Annotated in this window: 16 protein-coding genes and 1 tRNA gene; 4 read left to right on the top strand and 13 right to left on the bottom strand. The window is 68.0% G+C overall.

The genetic code is table 11. The features are described 5' to 3' along the window. Nucleotides 1-56 precede the first annotated feature (56 nt). The 4 genes from rpsD (at nucleotide 57) to ACSQ3Y_RS31435 (ending at nucleotide 2,457) form a co-directional block, all read left to right on the top strand. Entirely contained in the window at nucleotides 57-680 is a 624-nt protein-coding gene (gene rpsD / locus ACSQ3Y_RS31450; RefSeq protein WP_057203969.1) for a 30S ribosomal protein S4, read from the top strand. 116 nt (nucleotides 681-796) lie between these two features. Further along, complete coding sequence (locus ACSQ3Y_RS31445; protein ID WP_007861735.1) at nucleotides 797-1,789, top strand: DNA-directed RNA polymerase subunit alpha; 993 nt, start codon at nucleotides 797-799, stop codon at nucleotides 1,787-1,789. A gap of 172 nt (nucleotides 1,790-1,961) precedes the next feature. Next, entirely contained in the window at nucleotides 1,962-2,360 is a 399-nt protein-coding gene (gene rplQ, locus ACSQ3Y_RS31440; RefSeq protein ID WP_057203970.1) for a 50S ribosomal protein L17, read from the top strand. Nucleotides 2,361-2,380: 20 nt separating this feature from the next. Beyond that, a tRNA-Met gene (locus ACSQ3Y_RS31435) sits at nucleotides 2,381-2,457 on the top strand. Between the two features lie 116 nt (nucleotides 2,458-2,573). On the opposite strand, the gene ACSQ3Y_RS31430 is transcribed toward ACSQ3Y_RS31435, so the two are convergent. The 13 genes from ACSQ3Y_RS31430 to ACSQ3Y_RS31370 form a co-directional block, all read right to left on the bottom strand. After that, nucleotides 2,574-2,969, bottom strand: a complete 396-nt coding sequence (locus ACSQ3Y_RS31430; protein ID WP_057268559.1) for a tautomerase family protein — start codon at nucleotides 2,967-2,969, stop codon at nucleotides 2,574-2,576. A 127-nt stretch (nucleotides 2,970-3,096) separates the two neighbouring features. Then, complete coding sequence (locus tag ACSQ3Y_RS31425; protein WP_436179981.1) at nucleotides 3,097-4,461, bottom strand: DUF3526 domain-containing protein; 1,365 nt, start codon at nucleotides 4,459-4,461, stop codon at nucleotides 3,097-3,099. Next, on the bottom strand, nucleotides 4,458-5,885 hold the full coding sequence (locus ACSQ3Y_RS31420; RefSeq protein WP_436179980.1) for a DUF3526 domain-containing protein: 1,428 nt from the start codon (nucleotides 5,883-5,885) through the stop codon (nucleotides 4,458-4,460). The genes ACSQ3Y_RS31425 and ACSQ3Y_RS31420 overlap by 4 nt, the downstream gene beginning before the upstream one ends. Beyond that, nucleotides 5,882-6,631 carry an ABC transporter ATP-binding protein gene (locus ACSQ3Y_RS31415; protein ID WP_436179979.1) on the bottom strand — a complete coding sequence of 250 codons (750 nt, stop codon included), beginning with the start codon at nucleotides 6,629-6,631 and terminating at the stop codon, nucleotides 5,882-5,884. Before ACSQ3Y_RS31415 ends, ACSQ3Y_RS31420 begins: the two co-directional genes overlap by 4 nt. An 11-nt stretch (nucleotides 6,632-6,642) precedes the next feature. Beyond that, nucleotides 6,643-8,826, bottom strand: coding sequence for a TonB-dependent siderophore receptor (locus ACSQ3Y_RS31410; RefSeq protein WP_436179978.1), 2,184 nt, complete (start codon nucleotides 8,824-8,826; stop codon nucleotides 6,643-6,645). Between the two features lie 164 nt (nucleotides 8,827-8,990). After that, complete coding sequence (locus ACSQ3Y_RS31405) at nucleotides 8,991-9,353, bottom strand: hypothetical protein (RefSeq protein WP_436179977.1); 363 nt, start codon at nucleotides 9,351-9,353, stop codon at nucleotides 8,991-8,993. Between the two features lie 99 nt (nucleotides 9,354-9,452). Next, nucleotides 9,453-10,919, bottom strand: coding sequence for an N-acyl-D-amino-acid deacylase family protein (locus tag ACSQ3Y_RS31400; protein WP_436179976.1), 1,467 nt, complete (start codon nucleotides 10,917-10,919; stop codon nucleotides 9,453-9,455). After that, nucleotides 10,919-11,881, bottom strand: coding sequence for a MurR/RpiR family transcriptional regulator (locus ACSQ3Y_RS31395; RefSeq protein ID WP_436179975.1), 963 nt, complete (start codon nucleotides 11,879-11,881; stop codon nucleotides 10,919-10,921). The genes ACSQ3Y_RS31400 and ACSQ3Y_RS31395 overlap by 1 nt, the downstream gene beginning before the upstream one ends. A 14-nt stretch (nucleotides 11,882-11,895) precedes the next feature. Then, nucleotides 11,896-13,182, bottom strand: a complete 1,287-nt coding sequence (locus ACSQ3Y_RS31390; protein WP_057203976.1) for an amino acid deaminase — start codon at nucleotides 13,180-13,182, stop codon at nucleotides 11,896-11,898. Nucleotides 13,183-13,224: 42 nt separating this feature from the next. After that, complete coding sequence (locus ACSQ3Y_RS31385; RefSeq protein ID WP_436179974.1) at nucleotides 13,225-14,217, bottom strand: ABC transporter ATP-binding protein; 993 nt, start codon at nucleotides 14,215-14,217, stop codon at nucleotides 13,225-13,227. Beyond that, nucleotides 14,214-15,278: an ABC transporter ATP-binding protein gene (locus ACSQ3Y_RS31380; RefSeq protein ID WP_436179973.1), complete on the bottom strand. Its 1,065-nt coding sequence runs from the start codon at nucleotides 15,276-15,278 to the stop codon at nucleotides 14,214-14,216. The genes ACSQ3Y_RS31385 and ACSQ3Y_RS31380 overlap by 4 nt, the downstream gene beginning before the upstream one ends. A 61-nt stretch (nucleotides 15,279-15,339) precedes the next feature. Next, on the bottom strand, nucleotides 15,340-16,209 hold the full coding sequence (locus ACSQ3Y_RS31375) for an ABC transporter permease (RefSeq protein ID WP_057203979.1): 870 nt from the start codon (nucleotides 16,207-16,209) through the stop codon (nucleotides 15,340-15,342). A 1-nt stretch (nucleotide 16,210) separates the two neighbouring features. Next, nucleotides 16,211-17,158, bottom strand: coding sequence for an ABC transporter permease (locus tag ACSQ3Y_RS31370; protein WP_436179972.1), 948 nt, complete (start codon nucleotides 17,156-17,158; stop codon nucleotides 16,211-16,213). Nucleotides 17,159-17,161 lie beyond the last annotated feature (3 nt).

Here is a 17,161-nt window from a genome sequence, read left to right as displayed (position 1 = left end):
AGCGACACAGGCGGCTCCCGCAATGGTTTGCGGTAGATGACAAAAAGGAAGTTCAAGTGGCACGTTACCTCGGCCCCAAGGCCAAACTCTCCCGCCGTGAAGGCACCGACCTGTTCCTCAAGAGCGCACGTCGCTCCATTGCGGACAAGTGCAAGTTCGACTCCAAGCCTGGTCAGCACGGCCGCACCTCCGGTGCCCGCACGTCCGACTATGGCCTGCAACTGCGCGAAAAGCAGAAGGTCAAGCGCATGTACGGCATTCTGGAAAAGCAGTTCCGCCGCTACTTCGAGACCGCTGATGGCCGCAAGGGCAACACCGGCGCCAACCTGCTGTTCCTGCTGGAATCGCGTCTGGACAACGTCGTGTACCGCATGGGCTTTGGCTCCACGCGTGCAGAAGCCCGTCAGCTGGTGTCGCATTGCGCCATCACCGTGAACGGCAAGCCCGTCAACATCCCCTCGTACCTGGTCAAGGTCGGCGATGTCGTGGCCGTGCGCGAAAAGTCCAAGAAGCAGAACCGCATCGTCGAAGCACTGCAACTGGCTGCACAGGTCGGCATGCCCGCCTGGGTGGACGTCAATGCCGAGAAGGCAGAAGGCGTGTTCAAGAAGGTGCCTGACCGCGACGAGTTCGGCGCCGACATCAACGAATCGCTGATCGTTGAGTTGTATTCGCGCTAATCGCTAGTTCGAATCACATTTCGAGAAAACCGTACCTGAACCGCGAGGCATCGCGGTTTAGGCGCTTCACCAGCCTTACCGGTGTAACGAGCTGGGGGTATTGAGAGGAAGTCTGAATGCAAACCAATTTGCTGAAACCCAAGGCGATCAATGTCGAGCAGCTTGGCCACAACCGTGCCAAGGTCGCGCTGGAGCCGTTCGAGCGTGGCTACGGCCATACGCTGGGCAACGCCATTCGGCGCGTCTTGCTCTCGTCCATGGTGGGTTACGCAGCGACGGAAGTCACCATTGCAGGCGTTCTGCATGAGTACTCGTCCATTGACGGCGTTCAGGAAGATGTGGTCAACATCCTGCTGAACCTCAAGGGCGTGGTGTTCAAGCTGCACAACCGTGACGAAGTCACGCTGAGCCTGCGCAAGGATGGTGAAGGCGTGGTGACCGCGCGCGACATCCAGACGCCCCATGACGTCGAGATCGTCAACCCCGACCACGTGATTGCCACGCTGTCGGCCGGTGGCAAGCTGGATATGCAGATCAAGGTGGAAAAGGGCCGTGGCTACGTGCCGGGCAACCTGCGCCGCTATGCCGACGAATCGACCAAGTCGATTGGCCGCATCGTGCTGGACGCCTCGTTCTCCCCTGTGAAGCGTGTGAGCTACACCGTGGAAAGCGCCCGTGTGGAGCAGCGTACCGACCTGGACAAGCTGGTCGTCGAGATCGAGACCAACGGCGCCATCACTGCCGAAGACGCAGTGCGTGCATCGGCCAAGATCCTGGTGGAGCAGCTGGCTGTGTTCGCACAGCTGGAAGGTGGCGAGCTGGCTGCGTTCGACGCACCTGCAGGCCCACGCGGCAATGCCACGTTCGATCCGATCCTGCTGCGCCCTGTGGACGAGCTGGAGCTGACCGTGCGTTCCGCTAACTGCCTGAAGGCCGAGAACATCTACTACATCGGTGACCTGATCCAGCGCACCGAGAACGAGCTGCTCAAGACGCCTAACCTGGGTCGCAAGTCGCTCAACGAAATCAAGGAAGTGCTCGCATCGCGTGGTCTCACGCTGGGCATGAAGCTTGAGAACTGGCCACCAGCCGGTCTGGACAAGCGTTAATCAAAACCGCTATAATCCCGGGTTCCCCGAAAGAGGGACCCTGGTTTCCAGAGTCCCCCGCGGTCTTGCCGTAAGGGGGACTTTTCGCTCCCCCCGAGGGAACAACAGTGCCTCGCGCAGTACCTGATACGGCTGCCCGATTTAATTACATAGACAGTAGAAGGAAAGCACCATGCGCCACGGACACGGACTCCGCAAACTCAATCGCACCAGCTCGCACCGCCTTGCGATGCTGCAGAACATGATGAACTCGATCATCGAGCACGAAGTCATCAAGACCACCGTTCCCAAGGCCAAGGAACTGCGCCGCGTGATCGAGCCCATGATCACCCTGGCCAAGGTCGACACCGTCGCCAACCGCCGCCTGGCTTTCAACCGCCTGCGCGACCGTGACAGTGTCACCAAGCTGTTCAACGACCTGGGCCCCCGCTTCAACGCGCGTCCCGGTGGTTACACCCGCATCCTGAAGATGGGTTTCCGCGTTGGCGACAATGCGCCCATGGCCCTGGTTGAATTGGTCGACCGTGGCGATGAAAAAACTGAAAATTCTTCGGCCGCAGCCGCAGAATAAGGTATATAATTCAATCTTGCCGCGGGATGGAGCAGTCTGGTAGCTCGTTGGGCTCATAACCCAAAGGTCGGAGGTTCAAATCCTCCTCCCGCAACCAATATAGCGGTTAGCCGCTTCAAAAAAGCCCACTTGATAGTGGGTTTTTTTGTTTCTGGGCCGGTTTTGTCGGGGCTTCCATCCTTGAAAGCCCCCTGGCTGGCCATCCGCAAGCGGTCACTGGGGATGCTGGTGGCGAAACTCCTGTGTCTTGCCGCCATAGCCATAGGCCGTGGCGCGCACGTCCTGCACGTAGATGTAGCTTTCTTCGTGCAATTCGCCCAGCAGCCCCTGGAATGCGGCGAACACTTCGGCGATGTAGCGCGCCTTCTCGGCCTTGGTGTTGGTCTCGTCGACCACCTTGATGTCCAGGTACACGCTGCGCTTGCCCTGTGCTGCGAGGCTGCTGCCGCCCACGATCCAGTCCTCGGGATGCACGTAGGAGACGGTGACCGCCGTGATCTTGGGGTTCTTGCCCAGGATGCGGGTGGTCAATTCGAGCAGCGTGTCCGAGATGCGCTGCGAAAGGGCGGCCGAGCGTTCGGCAGAGACCTTGACGTTGATGATGGGCATGGTGGAAAACTCCTGGTCAGTGGTGGCGGGTTGTTGGTGCCTCCACTGTAGTTTTCGGCCCTGTTTTCGGACACGGCGGCCCGCGGGAAGCGGCTTTGCAGCGCGTGCAAAGCCACCCCGCCGATGTTCAGGCCGATGCCTGTACCCGCTTCAATGCGCGGGCGCACAGGCCACCCAGGCACAGCACCCAGGCCAGCATGGCCACCAGCGGCGCCAGCGGCATTGAGGGGGCGAGCGCCACGGCCGAGAAGCGGGGCCGGCGGGCAAAGTCTGCGGGGCCGAAAGGGCGCTCGTTGAAGACATAGGGGTAGTAGAACTCCCGCACTTCCCTGTGGAAGGTTTCTATGCGCTCCTGGTAGCGCAGCTGGGCTGGCAGGTCGCTGCGCGCCAGTCCGTGCAGTGCGCCCTGGGCCGCCACACCGGGCAGCAGCCAGCCCAGGCGTTCCGTCCAATGCTGGCGGCGCGTGAGCCCGCTGCGGTAGGCACTGACCTCGCCGGCCACGCTCTCGTCGCCCAGTTGCTGGAAAGCGTAGTACCACTTCCAGTGGAACTGCACCGGCAGGGCGGCTGTGTCCTTCCACTCGGGGTGGGTCTTGAAGAACTTGTGCATCGTGGCATCGCGCGGCTGGTCCCAGGCGCCGTGCACGTTCTGGCGTTGCACGAGCATCAGGTCCACGCCCTGGCCCACGGGAATTCTGCGCGTGATGGCCATCTGCGCCAGCGTGGGCAACACCAGGGTGAGCACCACCCAGCAGCCCATCAGCGCGGTGGCATGCGCGGTGGAGCTCCAGGGCCGGGCGGCCACCAGCACGCACACGGTGCCCCAGAAGGCCGCGTAGACCACCACCACGGCCAGCGCTCCTGCCAGGGCCGCCATGCCGATGGGCAGCACGGCTGCGGCTGCCAGCAGCGGCAGGGCCAGGCTGGCGATGGCCAGCGCCGTGCGCAGGCCCGCGCGGCGCAGCCACAGCCGCGTACCCGCCCCCGGCATGGCCAGCAGCGTGCGCAACCGGCCCGACTGGCGCTCGCCCGACACCAGGTCATGCAGCAGCGCAATGATGAACAGCGGCGCCAGGTAGATCAGCACGAACGCGAAGTCGAAACGCCCTGCGAGCGCGAGTTCGGGGTTGAAGGTCTCCCCCTCGTACAGCTGGGCCTGCAGCCCCAGGGCGCGCACGCGCAGCACATAGGGCGCCACGTCGCGCAGGCCCAGGGCCAGGAAGGCTGCGCTCGAAGGCGGGTCCTGCGTGTCGTAGAACGTGTAGTAGGCAGCGTAACCCGCATCGCCGCCTTTGGCAAAGCGGCTGGCCACGGCCTGCACGTCCCGCTCGTGCAGCGCAGCCAGGCGTGTGATGTGGGCCTGCTGGCGTGCCACCTCGCGCGCGCCCGATACCAGGGACACGGCGGACAGCAGGCACAGCAGCACCAGGGCCCACAGGCACAGGCGTGAGCGGCAGACCAGCCGCCATTCATGGGCAAGCCAGCGCATCATCGGGTGCTCCTGCCCAGGCGCCGCGCGCTGAAGGCCAGCAGCGCCAGCAGTGCTGCCAGCCAGGCCAGCAGCGTGGCTGCGGCCGGCAGCACCGACTGCAAAACGGCCGCCGGTGTGGCCGGCAGGTACTGGAAATGCGCAGTGTCGTGCCAATGCGTGCGGTCCACGCGGTTCTGCCGGGTGGGGTTGCGGTCATCGGCATAGCGGATCTTCTGCGCCTGCAGGCGGTTGAGCGACTGGATCAGCGTGTAGCGGTAGTGCTCCCCCTGCTCCAGAAAGCGCCGGTAGCTGGCCAGGTCGGTGCCCGCCGTGGCCATCGATAAACGCCGCAGGGCCAGCAGTGGGCTGATCAGGCCGGCGCGGCCCATCCAGGCGCTCTGCCGCCCCTGCTGGTCGAAGGAATCGGCGGCATAGCGGTTGAAGAGCTCACTGGTCATGCGTTCGCCTTCCATGCCGAGCAGGCCCTTGTAGTTGACGGGCAGGTCCTCGACCCTGGCGACGCCATACTGCGCCAGCACCTTTTGGCGGAAGCCCGCGAAGTACGGATCGTCGGGGTTGTGGCTGTCACCCATGGCGGCGAGGTCGCGCGCCACGGCAATGTCGCTCTCCAGGCGAGTGGGCAGCCCGTGGGCATAGGCGGCCGTATCGGCCGCCAGCCGCGGCACCAGGATCACGGTGACCGTCCACAGGGCGAGCAGGCACAGCAAGGCATCGCGCCGCCGCGCAAACAGCGCGGAAAGCCCCACCACCGCCAGCGCCCACAGCAGCAGCCAGAGCGCATGGCCCGCCAACAGCGCTGCCGAGCGCAAGGGCTGCGAGAGCGCACCCATCCAGACCAGCGCCAGAGCGGCGGGCAGCAGGGCCAGGGCCGCCGCGCCGGCCAGTGCCAGCAGCTTGCCGCGCACAATCTGGCCCGCCCGCACGCCCTGCGCCAGCAAGATGCGCAAGGTGCCCGACTCGCGCTCGCGTGCCAGGGATGCGTGCCCGAGGAACACCAGCAGCAGCGGCGCCAGCACCTGCAGCACGAAGGCCGGCGTGAGCTGGCCGAAGCGCAGCAGCAGGGACGACTGGCGCACGTCGCCGAAGTTGGCGCTGTTCTGGCGGTGACCCTCCAGGAACAGCGTGTGCCCGGTGTAGGCATCGATGCCCGCGTCGAATGCCGCCAGCGGGTTCAGCGGCCGGAACACGAAGTGTCCGTAGTGCACCATGCGGTGCGGGTGGCGGTCGGGCTGGGCCTCGAACTCCTGGTTGGCCTGCGCCTGGTAGCGGGCGCGCTCGGCATCGGCTGCGCGGCGCGATTCCCAGGCCGTGAGCGAGGCCACCAGGGTCAGCACGGTGAGCAGCGCCAGGCCCAGCACGGCCACGCGGTCGCGCAGCATCAGGCGCCACTCCTCGCGCGCGATGCGGGTGACGGCGCGGCTCATGCCGTGGCTCCCGGCGTGGCGTAGCGCCGGTGCAGGGCGCGCACGTCAAAGCGCTCGTCGCCACTGGCCGCCACTTCCTCGACCAGGCGCCCGGCATCGATGAAGCCGATGCGGTCGGCCACGTCGGCTGCGCTCAGCAGGTCGTGCGTCACCATCAGCACCGCCACGCCCTGCGAGCGCAGCAGCGCCAGCAACCGGTTGAACTCGGCAGTGGCCTGCGGGTCCAGGCCCGAGGTGGGCTCGTCCAGCAGCAGCGCCGGCACCTTGCGTGCCAATGCCAGTGCAATCGCCACCTTCTGGCGCATGCCTTTGGAAAAACCCGCCACGCGCTGGCCGTGGGCCGCAGCGGCCAGCCCGGCGGCCCGCAGCGCCTGGTCAATGGCCTGCGCGCCCTCAGGCTGGCCCGCCAGGTCCAGCAGGTAGGCCACGTTCTCGCGGGCGCTCAGGTGCTCGTAGAGTGCGACGTTCTCGGGGATGTAGGCCAGTTGCCTGCGCGCCCCGTCCGGGTCGGCCACCGGGTCGGTGCCGTGCACGCGCAGGCTGCCCGCAGTGGGCGCAAGAAAGCCCAGGAACAGGCTCAGCGTGGTCGTCTTGCCCGCACCGTTGGAGCCCAGCAGGGCGTAGATTTCACCCCGGTTCACCTGCAGGTCCAGGCCCTGCAGGATGGTGCGGCCGCCGTAGCCGGCCGTGACGGCGCGGGCCTGCAGTACAGGTTCTGGGAGATGGTGGTCTGCCATGGTCGTCATGCCCATCGTGTTCAGAACTTCGCCTGCAGGCCCATGGTGACCGTGCGGGCTGTGCCCGGGGTCACCCACACGCGGCTGTAGGAGCTGGTGTAGTAGGTCTTGTCAAAAAGGTTGTCCACGTCCAGCGTCAGCCGCAGCGTGGGCGACAGGCGCCAGTACGCGACCAGCTTGGCCGTGGTGTAGGCGGGCAGGTCGAAGGCCGGCGTGCCTGCGGTGGCCTCGCCTTGCGTGCGCGCCTGGCCCAGGCGCTGGCCCACGTGGGTAACGCCGCCGCCCACGCCGTAGCGCTGCCCATTGCCCAGCATGTTCTCGTACACCGCCAGCACGCTGCCGTTGACCTTGGGCACGTTGAGCAGGCGGCCACCCACTTCCAGGGTGTTGTCCTTGGTGATCTCCACGTCGTTGAACACCATGCTCGCGTTGACCCGCCAGTGCGTCGTCACCTGGCCCGCCAGGTCAAATTCCAGGCCCCGGCTGCGGACCTCGCCAGCAGCGGTCGAAAAGCCGCTGTTCAGTGGGTCGGCCGTGAGCACGTTGCGCTTGCGGATATCGAACAGCGCCGCAGTGGCGCCCATGCGCTTGTCCGCGCTTTCCCACTTGGTGCCCAGTTCCAGCGCCCGGCCCGTTTCCGGTTCGAATGCGCGGGTCGCCACGTCCGAGCCGACGTTCGGGCGGAAGGAGCGGCCCGCATTGGCATAGACCGTCCACTGGGGTGTTGGCAACCAGCTCAGGCCGACACGCGGTGAGGTGGACGAGGGTTCCTGGCTCGCCGTGGCGCGGGTCCGGCGGTTCTCCAGGGACTGGCGGTAGTTGTCCATGCGCACGCCCGCCACCAGCCGCCAGTCTGGCGCCAGCCTGATCGCATCCTGCAGATAGAACGCCGTATTGCGCTGGTGCTCCAGCGTGTCGGTATTGGCCGCCGGCGTGGGCTGGGCCTGGCCGTAGACCGGGTTGTAGATGTTGACCGCATACGGCGCAGCGGTGGTCGGATTGGCCCGCAGCATCAGCGAATCCATGTGGAAGCGAAAGCTCTCCACCCCCAGCAGCAGTTCGTGCTCGATGGCCCCTGTTTTCAGATTGCCTTGCAACTCTGCCTGGAGCGCGATGTCGTCAGACTCGAAATCGCGAAAGCGGCGCTGTCGCGTCAAACTGCCATTGGCCTGCAAGACGGTGGCTTCGGTGGAGAAACCAGTCACCGAGGTCTCGCGGTACGACAGGCCGAACCGGCTGCGCCAGGTGGGGTTCCACTCGTGCGACAGGATGAACTGGTGTGTCTGGTTCTCCACCGTCACCTTGCCGTCGGCCGGTTCGCCCAGGAAGCGGCTGCGGGGAATGGCGCCCAGTTGGTTGTTCACCGCGATCACGCCGCGGTCGAGGGGCGTGGCCTGGCGCAGCACCTCACCGGCATATTCCAGCACCGTGTCGCGACCCAGCTTCCAGGTGAAGGCGGGCGCCACCACTTCGCGCCGCGCCGTCACATGGTCGCGAAAACTGTCACGGTCTTCCACCGCCACGTTGAGGCGGTAGGCGAAGTTCTCGCCGAGGGGGCCCGTGCTGTCGAAGGCGCCACGCTTGAGCCCATGGCTGCCCACGTAGCCTTCCACGGAGTGGGCCGCCTTCCACAGCGGACGCTTGGAGACGATGTTGAGCGTGCCGCCCGGCTCGCTGCTGCCGTACAGCGCGGCAGCAGTGCCCTTGAGGAACTCGATGCGCTCCACCCCCGCCAGGTCGCGCGGTGCGTTGAAGCCGCGGTTGGACGAGAAGCCGTTGAGCAGCGTCGCCATGCCGGTGTTCTCGTTGCCCGGCAGGCCGCGGATGGCGATGTTGTCCCACAGCCCGCCAAAGTTGTTCTGCCGCGATACGCCGCCGACATAGTCGAGCACGTCGTCGAGCTTGGTGGCGCCCAGGTCGTCGATGGCCTGGCGCGTCACGATGCGTACCGACTGGGGCAGCTCGCGCAGCGGCAGGTCCGACTTGGCTCCGGCCGCTTCATCGGCGTGGTAGGCCCCGGACTCTGTGCGGCCCACGATCTCGATGGTGGACAGCTGTCCAGGCGCCTGGGCCACGGGGGGCGGTGTAGTCTGCGCGAAGACCGGAGCAACCAGCGCGCAAGCAATGGCCCATGCCAAAGGGTGTGGGCGCAGGTGGAGGGAAACGGGCACGGAAATACCCGTGCGAAGCGTGGCGGTGGTCATGAAAGGCATTCAAAGGGGCAGGGTCTCGCGCGCATGCCTGCTGCGTGCAGGTGCGGTAACGCGGTGGCGCGGACCAGGAAGAAATGCACCGGCCTGCGGCAGGCGCCGGGCGCAGCCGAAAGGTCGATGGGGATGGGACGTTCAGCCCAACGCAGCGCGCAGGGTCAGGCCTGTGCGGCGGGAGGGTCGCGTGACGCGAACGGCCAATGGCCGGGATGCGGGATGAAGGCCACGGCATCTGGCACCGGCCGCACCCGGGCCCAGGCCTGCGCAGCGCCATGCACGGGCGGGGCCGTGGCCAGGTCGGCCGCCTGCTGGGCGTGGGCCAGGCACCAGGCGCACACACCTGCCTCGACAGAGGTCTTGCCGGGCTGCCCAGCCTCGCTGTCTTCGTCGGACGCCATGGCCTGCGCTACCGCCGCGCGCTGGCTCCCCAGGTGCTCTGCGGCGTGCAGGCCCATGCCTGCCGTCAGGTGCAGGCACAGCGTGAGCAGCAAGAGCCAGAGGAGGGGGCGCGAGATCCGCATGGTGGATGCGAATCATACTATTGAGAACCAATTCTCAGTCGAGGCGGGCCGGGCGGGGCCAAGAGATGCCGTCCGGCACCTCCTGGCCGCCGGCCCGGGTCAGGCCGTTGCCTGCCTGCGGATGAAGCGCCCGGCGCGCGCCCCGGTGGCCCGGCCGGCAGCGGTATAGCTCAGCACACCGTTCACCCACACCTGCTCGATGCCCTCGCTGAACTGCACGGGTTGTTCGTAGCTGGCGGTATCGCGCACACGCAGCGGGTCGAACACCACCACGTCGGCCATGCAGCCGGCTGCCAGGCGCCCACGCTCGCCGATGCGAAAGCGCTGGGCCGACAGGCCGGTCATCTTGTGGATGGCCTCTTCCAGACGCAGCAGTCCTTTTTCGCGCCAGTAGCAGGCCAGCACGCGCGGAAAAGCGCCCCACAGGCGGGGGTGCGGGCGCTCGTCGTGCGGCAGGCCGTCCGATCCGATCATGGCCAGCGGGTGCGCAATCACGCGCTCCACGTCGTCTTCGCGCATCTGGAAGTAGCAGGCGCCTCCGGGCTGCAGCCGGTCGCACGCCGCCTGCTCGCTCACATCCCATTCGCGGGCGATATCCTTGAGGTAGCGGCCCACCATCTCCGGGTGGGGCTGGCTGCCGGTGATCAGGATGTCGATCACACCGTCCACCAAGTCGGTGCGCAGCACCGTGGAGCCGGCGGTGTAGGGATACACGTCCAGGCTGATGGGCTGGCCCTGGGCCAGCGACTCGATCAGCGGCAGCGTCTCGCGCGTGCGGCCCCAGTTGGCGGCCCCTGCGCACTTGTGGTGCGACAGCACCAGCGGCAGCCCGGCCTGCCGCGCCGTGAGCGCAGCCTCCTGCAGCGCCGGCAGAATGCCTGCGAGCTCATCGCGGATATGGGTGGCGTAGACGCCGCCGTTGCGCGCCGCCACGCTGGCCAGCTCGGTCAGCTCGGTGAGGTCGGCCGCATAGGCCTCCTTGTAGAACACGCCGGACGACAGGCCCAAGGCGCCCGCGTCCATGGCCTCCTGCATGTCGACCGCCATGGCGGCGCGCTCGCTGGCCGTGGCGGCGCGGCCCAGCTCGGGCAGGTGGCGCATGCGCAAGGCTGTGTGGCCCAGCAGGGCTGCCACGTTCACGCCGGGCTGCGCGGCATCCACGGCGCGCGCATAGGCGGCCATGGTGTCATGGCGGAACTGGTGTTTGCCCAGCAGTGACAGCGGCGCCGCCGGCGCATCGGTCACCATGGGCGCCAGCGAGATGCCGCAGTTGCCCACGATCACCGTGGTCACGCCCTGCGACAGCTTGGGCAGCATGTCGGGCGCGTCGATGGCGGCGGCATCGTCGTGCGTGTGCACGTCGATGAAGCCGGGCGCGATCACGCGGTCCGTGCAGTCGATGGTCTCGACTGCCATGCCGGTGAACAAGGCGGGGTCGATGGCGCCGGGAGCGGCCAGCGCCACGATGCGCTCGCCCGCCAGCAGCAGGTCGCCCACCCATCCGGGGCGGTCGGTGCCGTCGATGATGGTTCCGTTCTTCAGCAGGGTCGCTTGCGTTGCTGCCATCAATGGTCTTTCTGGCCCGGCTTGTGCAGGCCCGGGCCGGGGTCCATGGCGCCCGAATACTCGGCGCTGTCGAATCCGTGTTTGTGCAAAAGCTGCTTGAACTGCTGCAGGCCGCGGGTGGCTACCGGCCCCAGCTGCTGCGCCAGGCGCACCATCAGGATCTCGATCACCACCAGGTGCGCCAGGTAGGCCTCGGTGCCCACGCGCATCACTGCGTCCTGCGGCACCGACACGGCCAGCACCAGGTCGGCTGTCTCCGCCAGCGGCGTGCCTGGCTGCGTGAGGGCGATCACGGTGGCGCCCTGCGAGCGCGCAAAGCGGGCCGCCTCTACCGTGTAGGGCATGCGCCCCACGTGCGAGACGACAAAGGCCACGCCCTCGGGGCCCAGCGTGCTGGCGGATACCAACTGCTGGTGTGCATCGAAGATCGCATTCGCCGTGAGGCCCAGGCGGAACAGCCGGCTCTGCAGCTCGCTGGCCGTGAAGGTCGACGCCGCACCCACCGAATAGCAGTCGATGCGCCGCGCCTTGGCGAGCCTGGCGGCCACTTGGTCGATCACGTCCACGTCGATGCGCCGGCCCAGCTCGGTCAGCGAGGCGACGGCCGCGTGGATGATCTTGCTGGAGACGTCCTGCGCCGAGTCTTCGGCCAACACGCTGCGGTGCAGGTACGAGCCCGAGACGGCCAGGTCCTGGGCCAGCGCCAGCATGAATTCGCGCACCGAGTCGTAGCCAAAGCTGCGGCAGGTGCGCACGATGGTCGGCATGGACACGCCGGCCTGCTGTGCCAGTTGCTCCACCGTGGCGGCCACGGCGGCGCGCGGGTCTTCGAGCACGGCGCGCACCACGCTGCGCTGCGCTTCAGGCAGGCTGTCCTGCCGTTCGCGCAACTGCTGCAGCAGTCCGGGCGTGGGGCTGGGCGGCACGGTGGACGATGGTGACGGAGGCAGGCTGCTGTTCATGCGCTTCTCCGGCCTCAGAACCGCGTGCTGATGGCACCCGTGATGGCGCCATCGTCTTCTACCAGCGGCATCCAGCGCCATTTGTCGAAGGTGGTGCAGGGGTGCGAAATGCCCAGCGCCACGCGGTCTCCCACCTGGGGCGCGCTGCCTACGCCCGCTGCGGCATCGAAGCGCAGGTAGGCATGCTGGTCGTTGAGTGCGCTCACGCTCCAGCCGGCGGGCACGGCAGCTGCCGTGCGCTCGCCACGCCGCGCCAGTTGCACGGGGATGGGCATCTCCAGGTCGTAGGAGATGTCGCGGCGCCCGCAGGTCAGCAGGGCAAGGCCCGGCTCGGGCACCGACTGCACCATGGCCCAGACCGTGAGCGCCGGGCGCAGCGAGGCGTCGAGCCCTTCGCGCTGCTCCACGTTCTTCAGAAAGCGCGCGTAGTTGCCATGGTCGTGCGTCACATAGCAGCCCGAGCGCAGCACGCCTTCCACCGGGCGCGACAGGCCCTGGGCCTGCAGCAGCGGCACCACCAGGTCGAACACGGCCGAGCCGCCGGCCGTGAGCAGGATGCGGTCGCGTGCGAACAGGTGCTCGGTGTCGCAGGCCCGCGCCACGTCCATCACGCGGCGCACCAGGGCGGTCACTTCGCGGGCGTCGTGCTCGTTGTCGCAGCGCGCCACGCCGCCTTCATAGCATTCGATGCCGTCGAACTGCACGGCCTTCGACGCCGCCAGCGCGCGCGCCAGCGCCAGTGCCTCGTCCAGCGTGCGGCAGCCCGTGCGCTGGCCGGGGATGCCCATCTCCAGCAGCACGTTGAACACGCGGGCACTGCCACGGCGCTGCTTCCAGTCCTCGACCAGCGTGAGCTGCGCGAGCGAATCGACGAGGAACCACACGGTGAGGTCGGCATGGCGGGCCAGCAGCGCGTCGAGCGCGTCCAGGTCGGCATCGCAGACCACCTGGTTGGCGATGATGGCGCGGCGCGCACCGGCCTCCACCCCCACCGCGACCTGGAAGGCCGTGGCGAAGGTCAGGCCCCAGGCGCCGGCCGCCAGCTGCTGTGCGAAGAGCTGGGGCGACATGGTGGTCTTGCCGTGCGGTGCCAGGGCGATGCCTTTGCGCTGCGCGAAGTCCTGCATCCAGGCCAGGTTGTGCGCCAGCGCCGTGCGGCGGAGCACCGCCAGGGGGAACGCCAGGTCGTCGGCCAGCACGTTCCAGCCGCGTGCGCCGATCTCGCTGGCGCGGCAGGGCGCTGCCGCGATGGGAAAGCTCTTGCTGGTGGCGTCCAGCGTGAAGTCAGTGGTGGTGGTCATGTGGTTTCGTCATGTTGGTGGGGCGCAGCGGGGCTGCGCCGGTCAGATGTCGTCGCGCCAGCAGGCCTTCCAGTGGTCCGCCCCCACGGGGCGCAGGGCCATGTCGGCGCTGGCGCATTCGGCCACCGCATGCGGGCAGCGTGTGCGGAACACGCAGCCCGAGGGCGGATTGGCGGGGCTGGGCAGGTCGCCCTGCAGCAGGGGGATGGTACGCCGCTGCGCGGGGTCGGGGATGGGCGCGGCCGCGAGCAGGGCGCGCGTGTAGGGATGCGCGGGCTGCGCATACAGCGCGCTGGTGGGCGCGATCTCCATCACCCGGCCCAGGTAGAGCACCACCACGCGGTCGCACAGGTACTCCACCACATCGAGGTCGTGCGAGATGAACAGCAAGGTCAGGCCCAGCTGCTCCTTGAGGTCGCCCAGCAGGTTCACCACCTGGGCCTGGATCGACACGTCGAGTGCCGACAGCGGCTCGTCCGCCACGATGAAGTTCGGCTGCACGGCCAGCGCGCGCGCAATGCCGATGCGCTGGCGCTGCCCGCCCGAGAACTCGTGCGGAAAGCGCTCCGCATGCTCGGGCCTGAGGCCCACCTGCGTGAGCAGCTCGTGGATGCGCGGCAGGCGTGCCGCACCGCGCGCCTGTTTGTGCGTATCGAGCGCCTCGCCCAGCACCTCGCGAATGCGCATGCGCGGGTTCAGGCTGGCGTACGGGTCCTGGAAGATGATCTGGATCTTCGAGCGCAGCGGGCGGAACTGGCCCTGGCTCATTCCGGCCAAGTCCTGCCCACTCGCGCCCTCGCCGTGGTACAGCATCTGGCCCGCCGTGGGGTCCACCAGGCGGGTGAGCAGGCGGCCGATAGTGCTTTTGCCCGAGCCTGATTCGCCCACCAGGCCCAGCGTTTCGCCGCGCCGGATGGCAAAGCTCACATCGTCCACCGCGCGCACCGGGTGCGGGCCGCTGCCAAAGTACTTGCGCAGGCCGCGCACTTCGATGAGGTTGTCGCCCGGGGTCGGGGCCATGGACTCGGCGTTCATGCAGCCACCTCTTCAATGGGCTGCTCATTCACACGGATGCAGCGCACCCGGCGGCTGCTTCCTGCGCTGCCCTCGTCGGACAGGGCCGGCATGCGCGCATCGCAGGCCGCGATGCGGCGCTCGCAGCGCGGCGCAAAGGCGCAACCCGGCGGCGGCGCGAGCGGGCTCGACACCTGGCCCGGTATGGCCACCAGGCGCGGCCGTTGCCCGGCCACCGCCACGGCATGGCGCCTGGCCACGCCGGGCAGGCAGGCCAGCAGGCCGCGCGTGTAGGGGTGCTCGGGCTGCGCGAAGAGGTCGTGCACGGGGGCCGACTCGACGATGCGCCCTGCATACATCACGGCCACCGCATCGGCGTACTGCGCCACCACGCCCAGGTTGTGGGTGACGAACAGCATGCTCATGCCCGTCTCCTTCTGCAGCCGGCCCATGAGTGCCAGGATCTGCGCCTGGATGGTCACGTCCAGCGCGGTGGTGGGCTCGTCGGCGATCAACAGTGTCGGGCTGCAGGCCATGGCCAGCGCAATCATCACGCGCTGGCGCATGCCGCCCGACAACTGGTGCGGGTACTCGTGCACGCGCTGCTTCGCCGCCGGTATCTCCACCAGCTCCAGCATGCGCTGGGCGTGGGTCATGGCGGCCTTGCGGTCGAGCTTGAGGTGCAGGCGCACCGATTCGGCGATCTGCTCGCCCACGGTCAGCACCGGGTTCAGGCTGGTCATGGGCTCCTGGAAGACCATCGCGATCTCGTTGCCGCGCAGCGCGCGGCGCTCGGCCTCGGGCAGGGCCAGCAGGTCCACACGCCGGCCATCGCGCCGGGTGAACCAAGCCTGGCCGTCCACCTGCGCCTGCGAGGTCTTGGCGTGCAGGCCCATCAGCGTGAGGCTGGTGACGGACTTGCCCGAGCCCGATTCGCCGACCAGCGCCAGCGTCTGGCCCGGGTGGATGGCAAAGGACACGTCGGCCACGCTCTGGATGCGGCCGGCGTCGGTGGCGAACGAGGTGGACAGGCCCTGCACTTCGAGCCGCGGGGCGGCCATGGCAGCCGTGTGGGTGGTCATGGAGATACCTTCGTAGCGCGCCCGCGGGCGGGCGCTTGCGTGGGTGGGGCGAAAGCGGGGCTCACGAGGCTTTCTTGAGCTTGGGGTCGAGCAGGTCGCGCACGCCGTCGCCCAGCATCTGCAGCGACAGGGCGGTGAGCACGATGGCCAGGCCCGGGTAAAGAATGGTCCAGAACGCGCGGTCGGCCGACTCCAGGCTGCCCGCGATCATGGTGCCCCAGGTGGGGATGTCCGGCGGCACGCCCACACCCAGGAAGGACAGGCCCGCCTCGGCCAGGATGGCGTAGGCGAAGATGAAGGTCACCTGCACCAGGATGGGCGAGACCAGATTGGGCAGGATGTGCCGCAGCAAGATGAGCGGCGTGCGCACGCCCAGGGCGCGTGCTGCATCGACGAACAGCAGCTCGCGCAGCACCAGCGTGCTGGCCCGCACCACCCGCGCCACGCGCGGCGTGTAGACGATCACCAGCGCCAGCATCACGTTCCACAGCGAGGCGCCCAGGATGGACACCAGGGCGATGCCCAGCAGGATGTCGGGGAAGGACATCATCGCGTCCACCACGCGCATCAGCGGCGCATCGAGCCGGCGAAAGAAGCCCGCGAACATGCCCAGCAGCGTGCCGAACAGCACGGCACCCGCAGCGGTGAGCCCGCCGATCAGCAGCGAATAGCGCGCGCCATGCACGATGCGCAGCATCACGTCGCGCCCCAGCTCGTCGGTGCCGGCCCAGTGCGCGGCCGAGGGCGCGTTCAGGCGCTCGCTGATCGAGATGGCGTTGGGGTCGGCATCCGACACCCAGGGGAACACGGTGGCCACGGCCACCACCAGCGCCAGCAGGATGGCCGAGGCCAGCACCACCTTGCGCGAGAACAGGCGGCGTGCCAGTGGCAGCCAGTAGTCCGTGAGATTGCGAATCAGGCGTTGCACCATGTCATTGGCCCTCCAGCCGGATGCGTGGATCGACCAGCGTGTACAGGAAGTCGATGGCCAGGTTGATGAACACGTAGATCGCTGCGATCACCAGCAGCGTGCCCTGGATCACCGGGTAGTCGCGGCGCAGCACGGCGCGCACCACCAGGTTGCCCACCCCGGGCAGGTTGAACACGGTTTCGGTCACCACGGTGCCGCCGATCATCAGCGCCAGCGTCAGGCCCAGCACCGTGACGATGGGCACCAGCGCATTGCGCAGCACGTGCTTGACCATCACCGTGCCCTCGGCCAGGCCCTTGGCGCGCGCGGTGCGCACATAGTCCTCGCCCAGGATGTCGAGCATCGAGGCGCGCGTGAAGCGGATGATCAGTGCCGAGTTCAGCAGGCCCAGCACCAGCGCCGGCAACAGCAGGTGGGTCAATCGTTCCGCAAGCGGCGACTCCGGATTCCCATAACCCGAGGCCGGGAACCAGCCGAGCTTGACCGCGAACAGCTGGATCAGGATCAGCCCGAGCCAGAAGCTGGGCACGCTGGCCCCGAGCATGGCCACGCCGCTCAGCGCCTGGTCACCGGGGCTGCCGCGCCAGATGGCTGCGGCCATGCCGCAGGGGATGCCGATGAGTGCGGCGATGCTCACGGCGAACAGCGCCAGGAACAGCGTGGGCTCAGCGCGTTCGAGCAGGGCCTGCGCCACCGGGCGCTGCAGGAAGATCGACTGCCCCAGGTTGCCCTGCAGCAACTCGCCGATCCACAGCACGAACTGCGTGGGCAGGGGCTTGTCGAGCCCGTACTGCACGCGCGCCGCGGCGATGTCCTCGGCCGTGGCCTGCTCGCCCAGCAGCAGCGCCACCGGGTCGCCCGAGGCCAGGCGCGTGAGCGCGAACACCAGCACCGCGACGAGGGCCAGCACCACCAGGGCACCGCCCAGGCGGGTCATCAGAAAACGCATGGC

The sequence above is a fragment of the Acidovorax sp. LjRoot66 genome (genome assembly GCF_964253305.1).
Lineage (GTDB): Bacteria > Pseudomonadota > Gammaproteobacteria > Burkholderiales > Burkholderiaceae_C > Acidovorax.
Note: the sequence above shows the minus strand (reverse complement) of the source record. Positions and strands in the feature narration are given on the sequence as shown.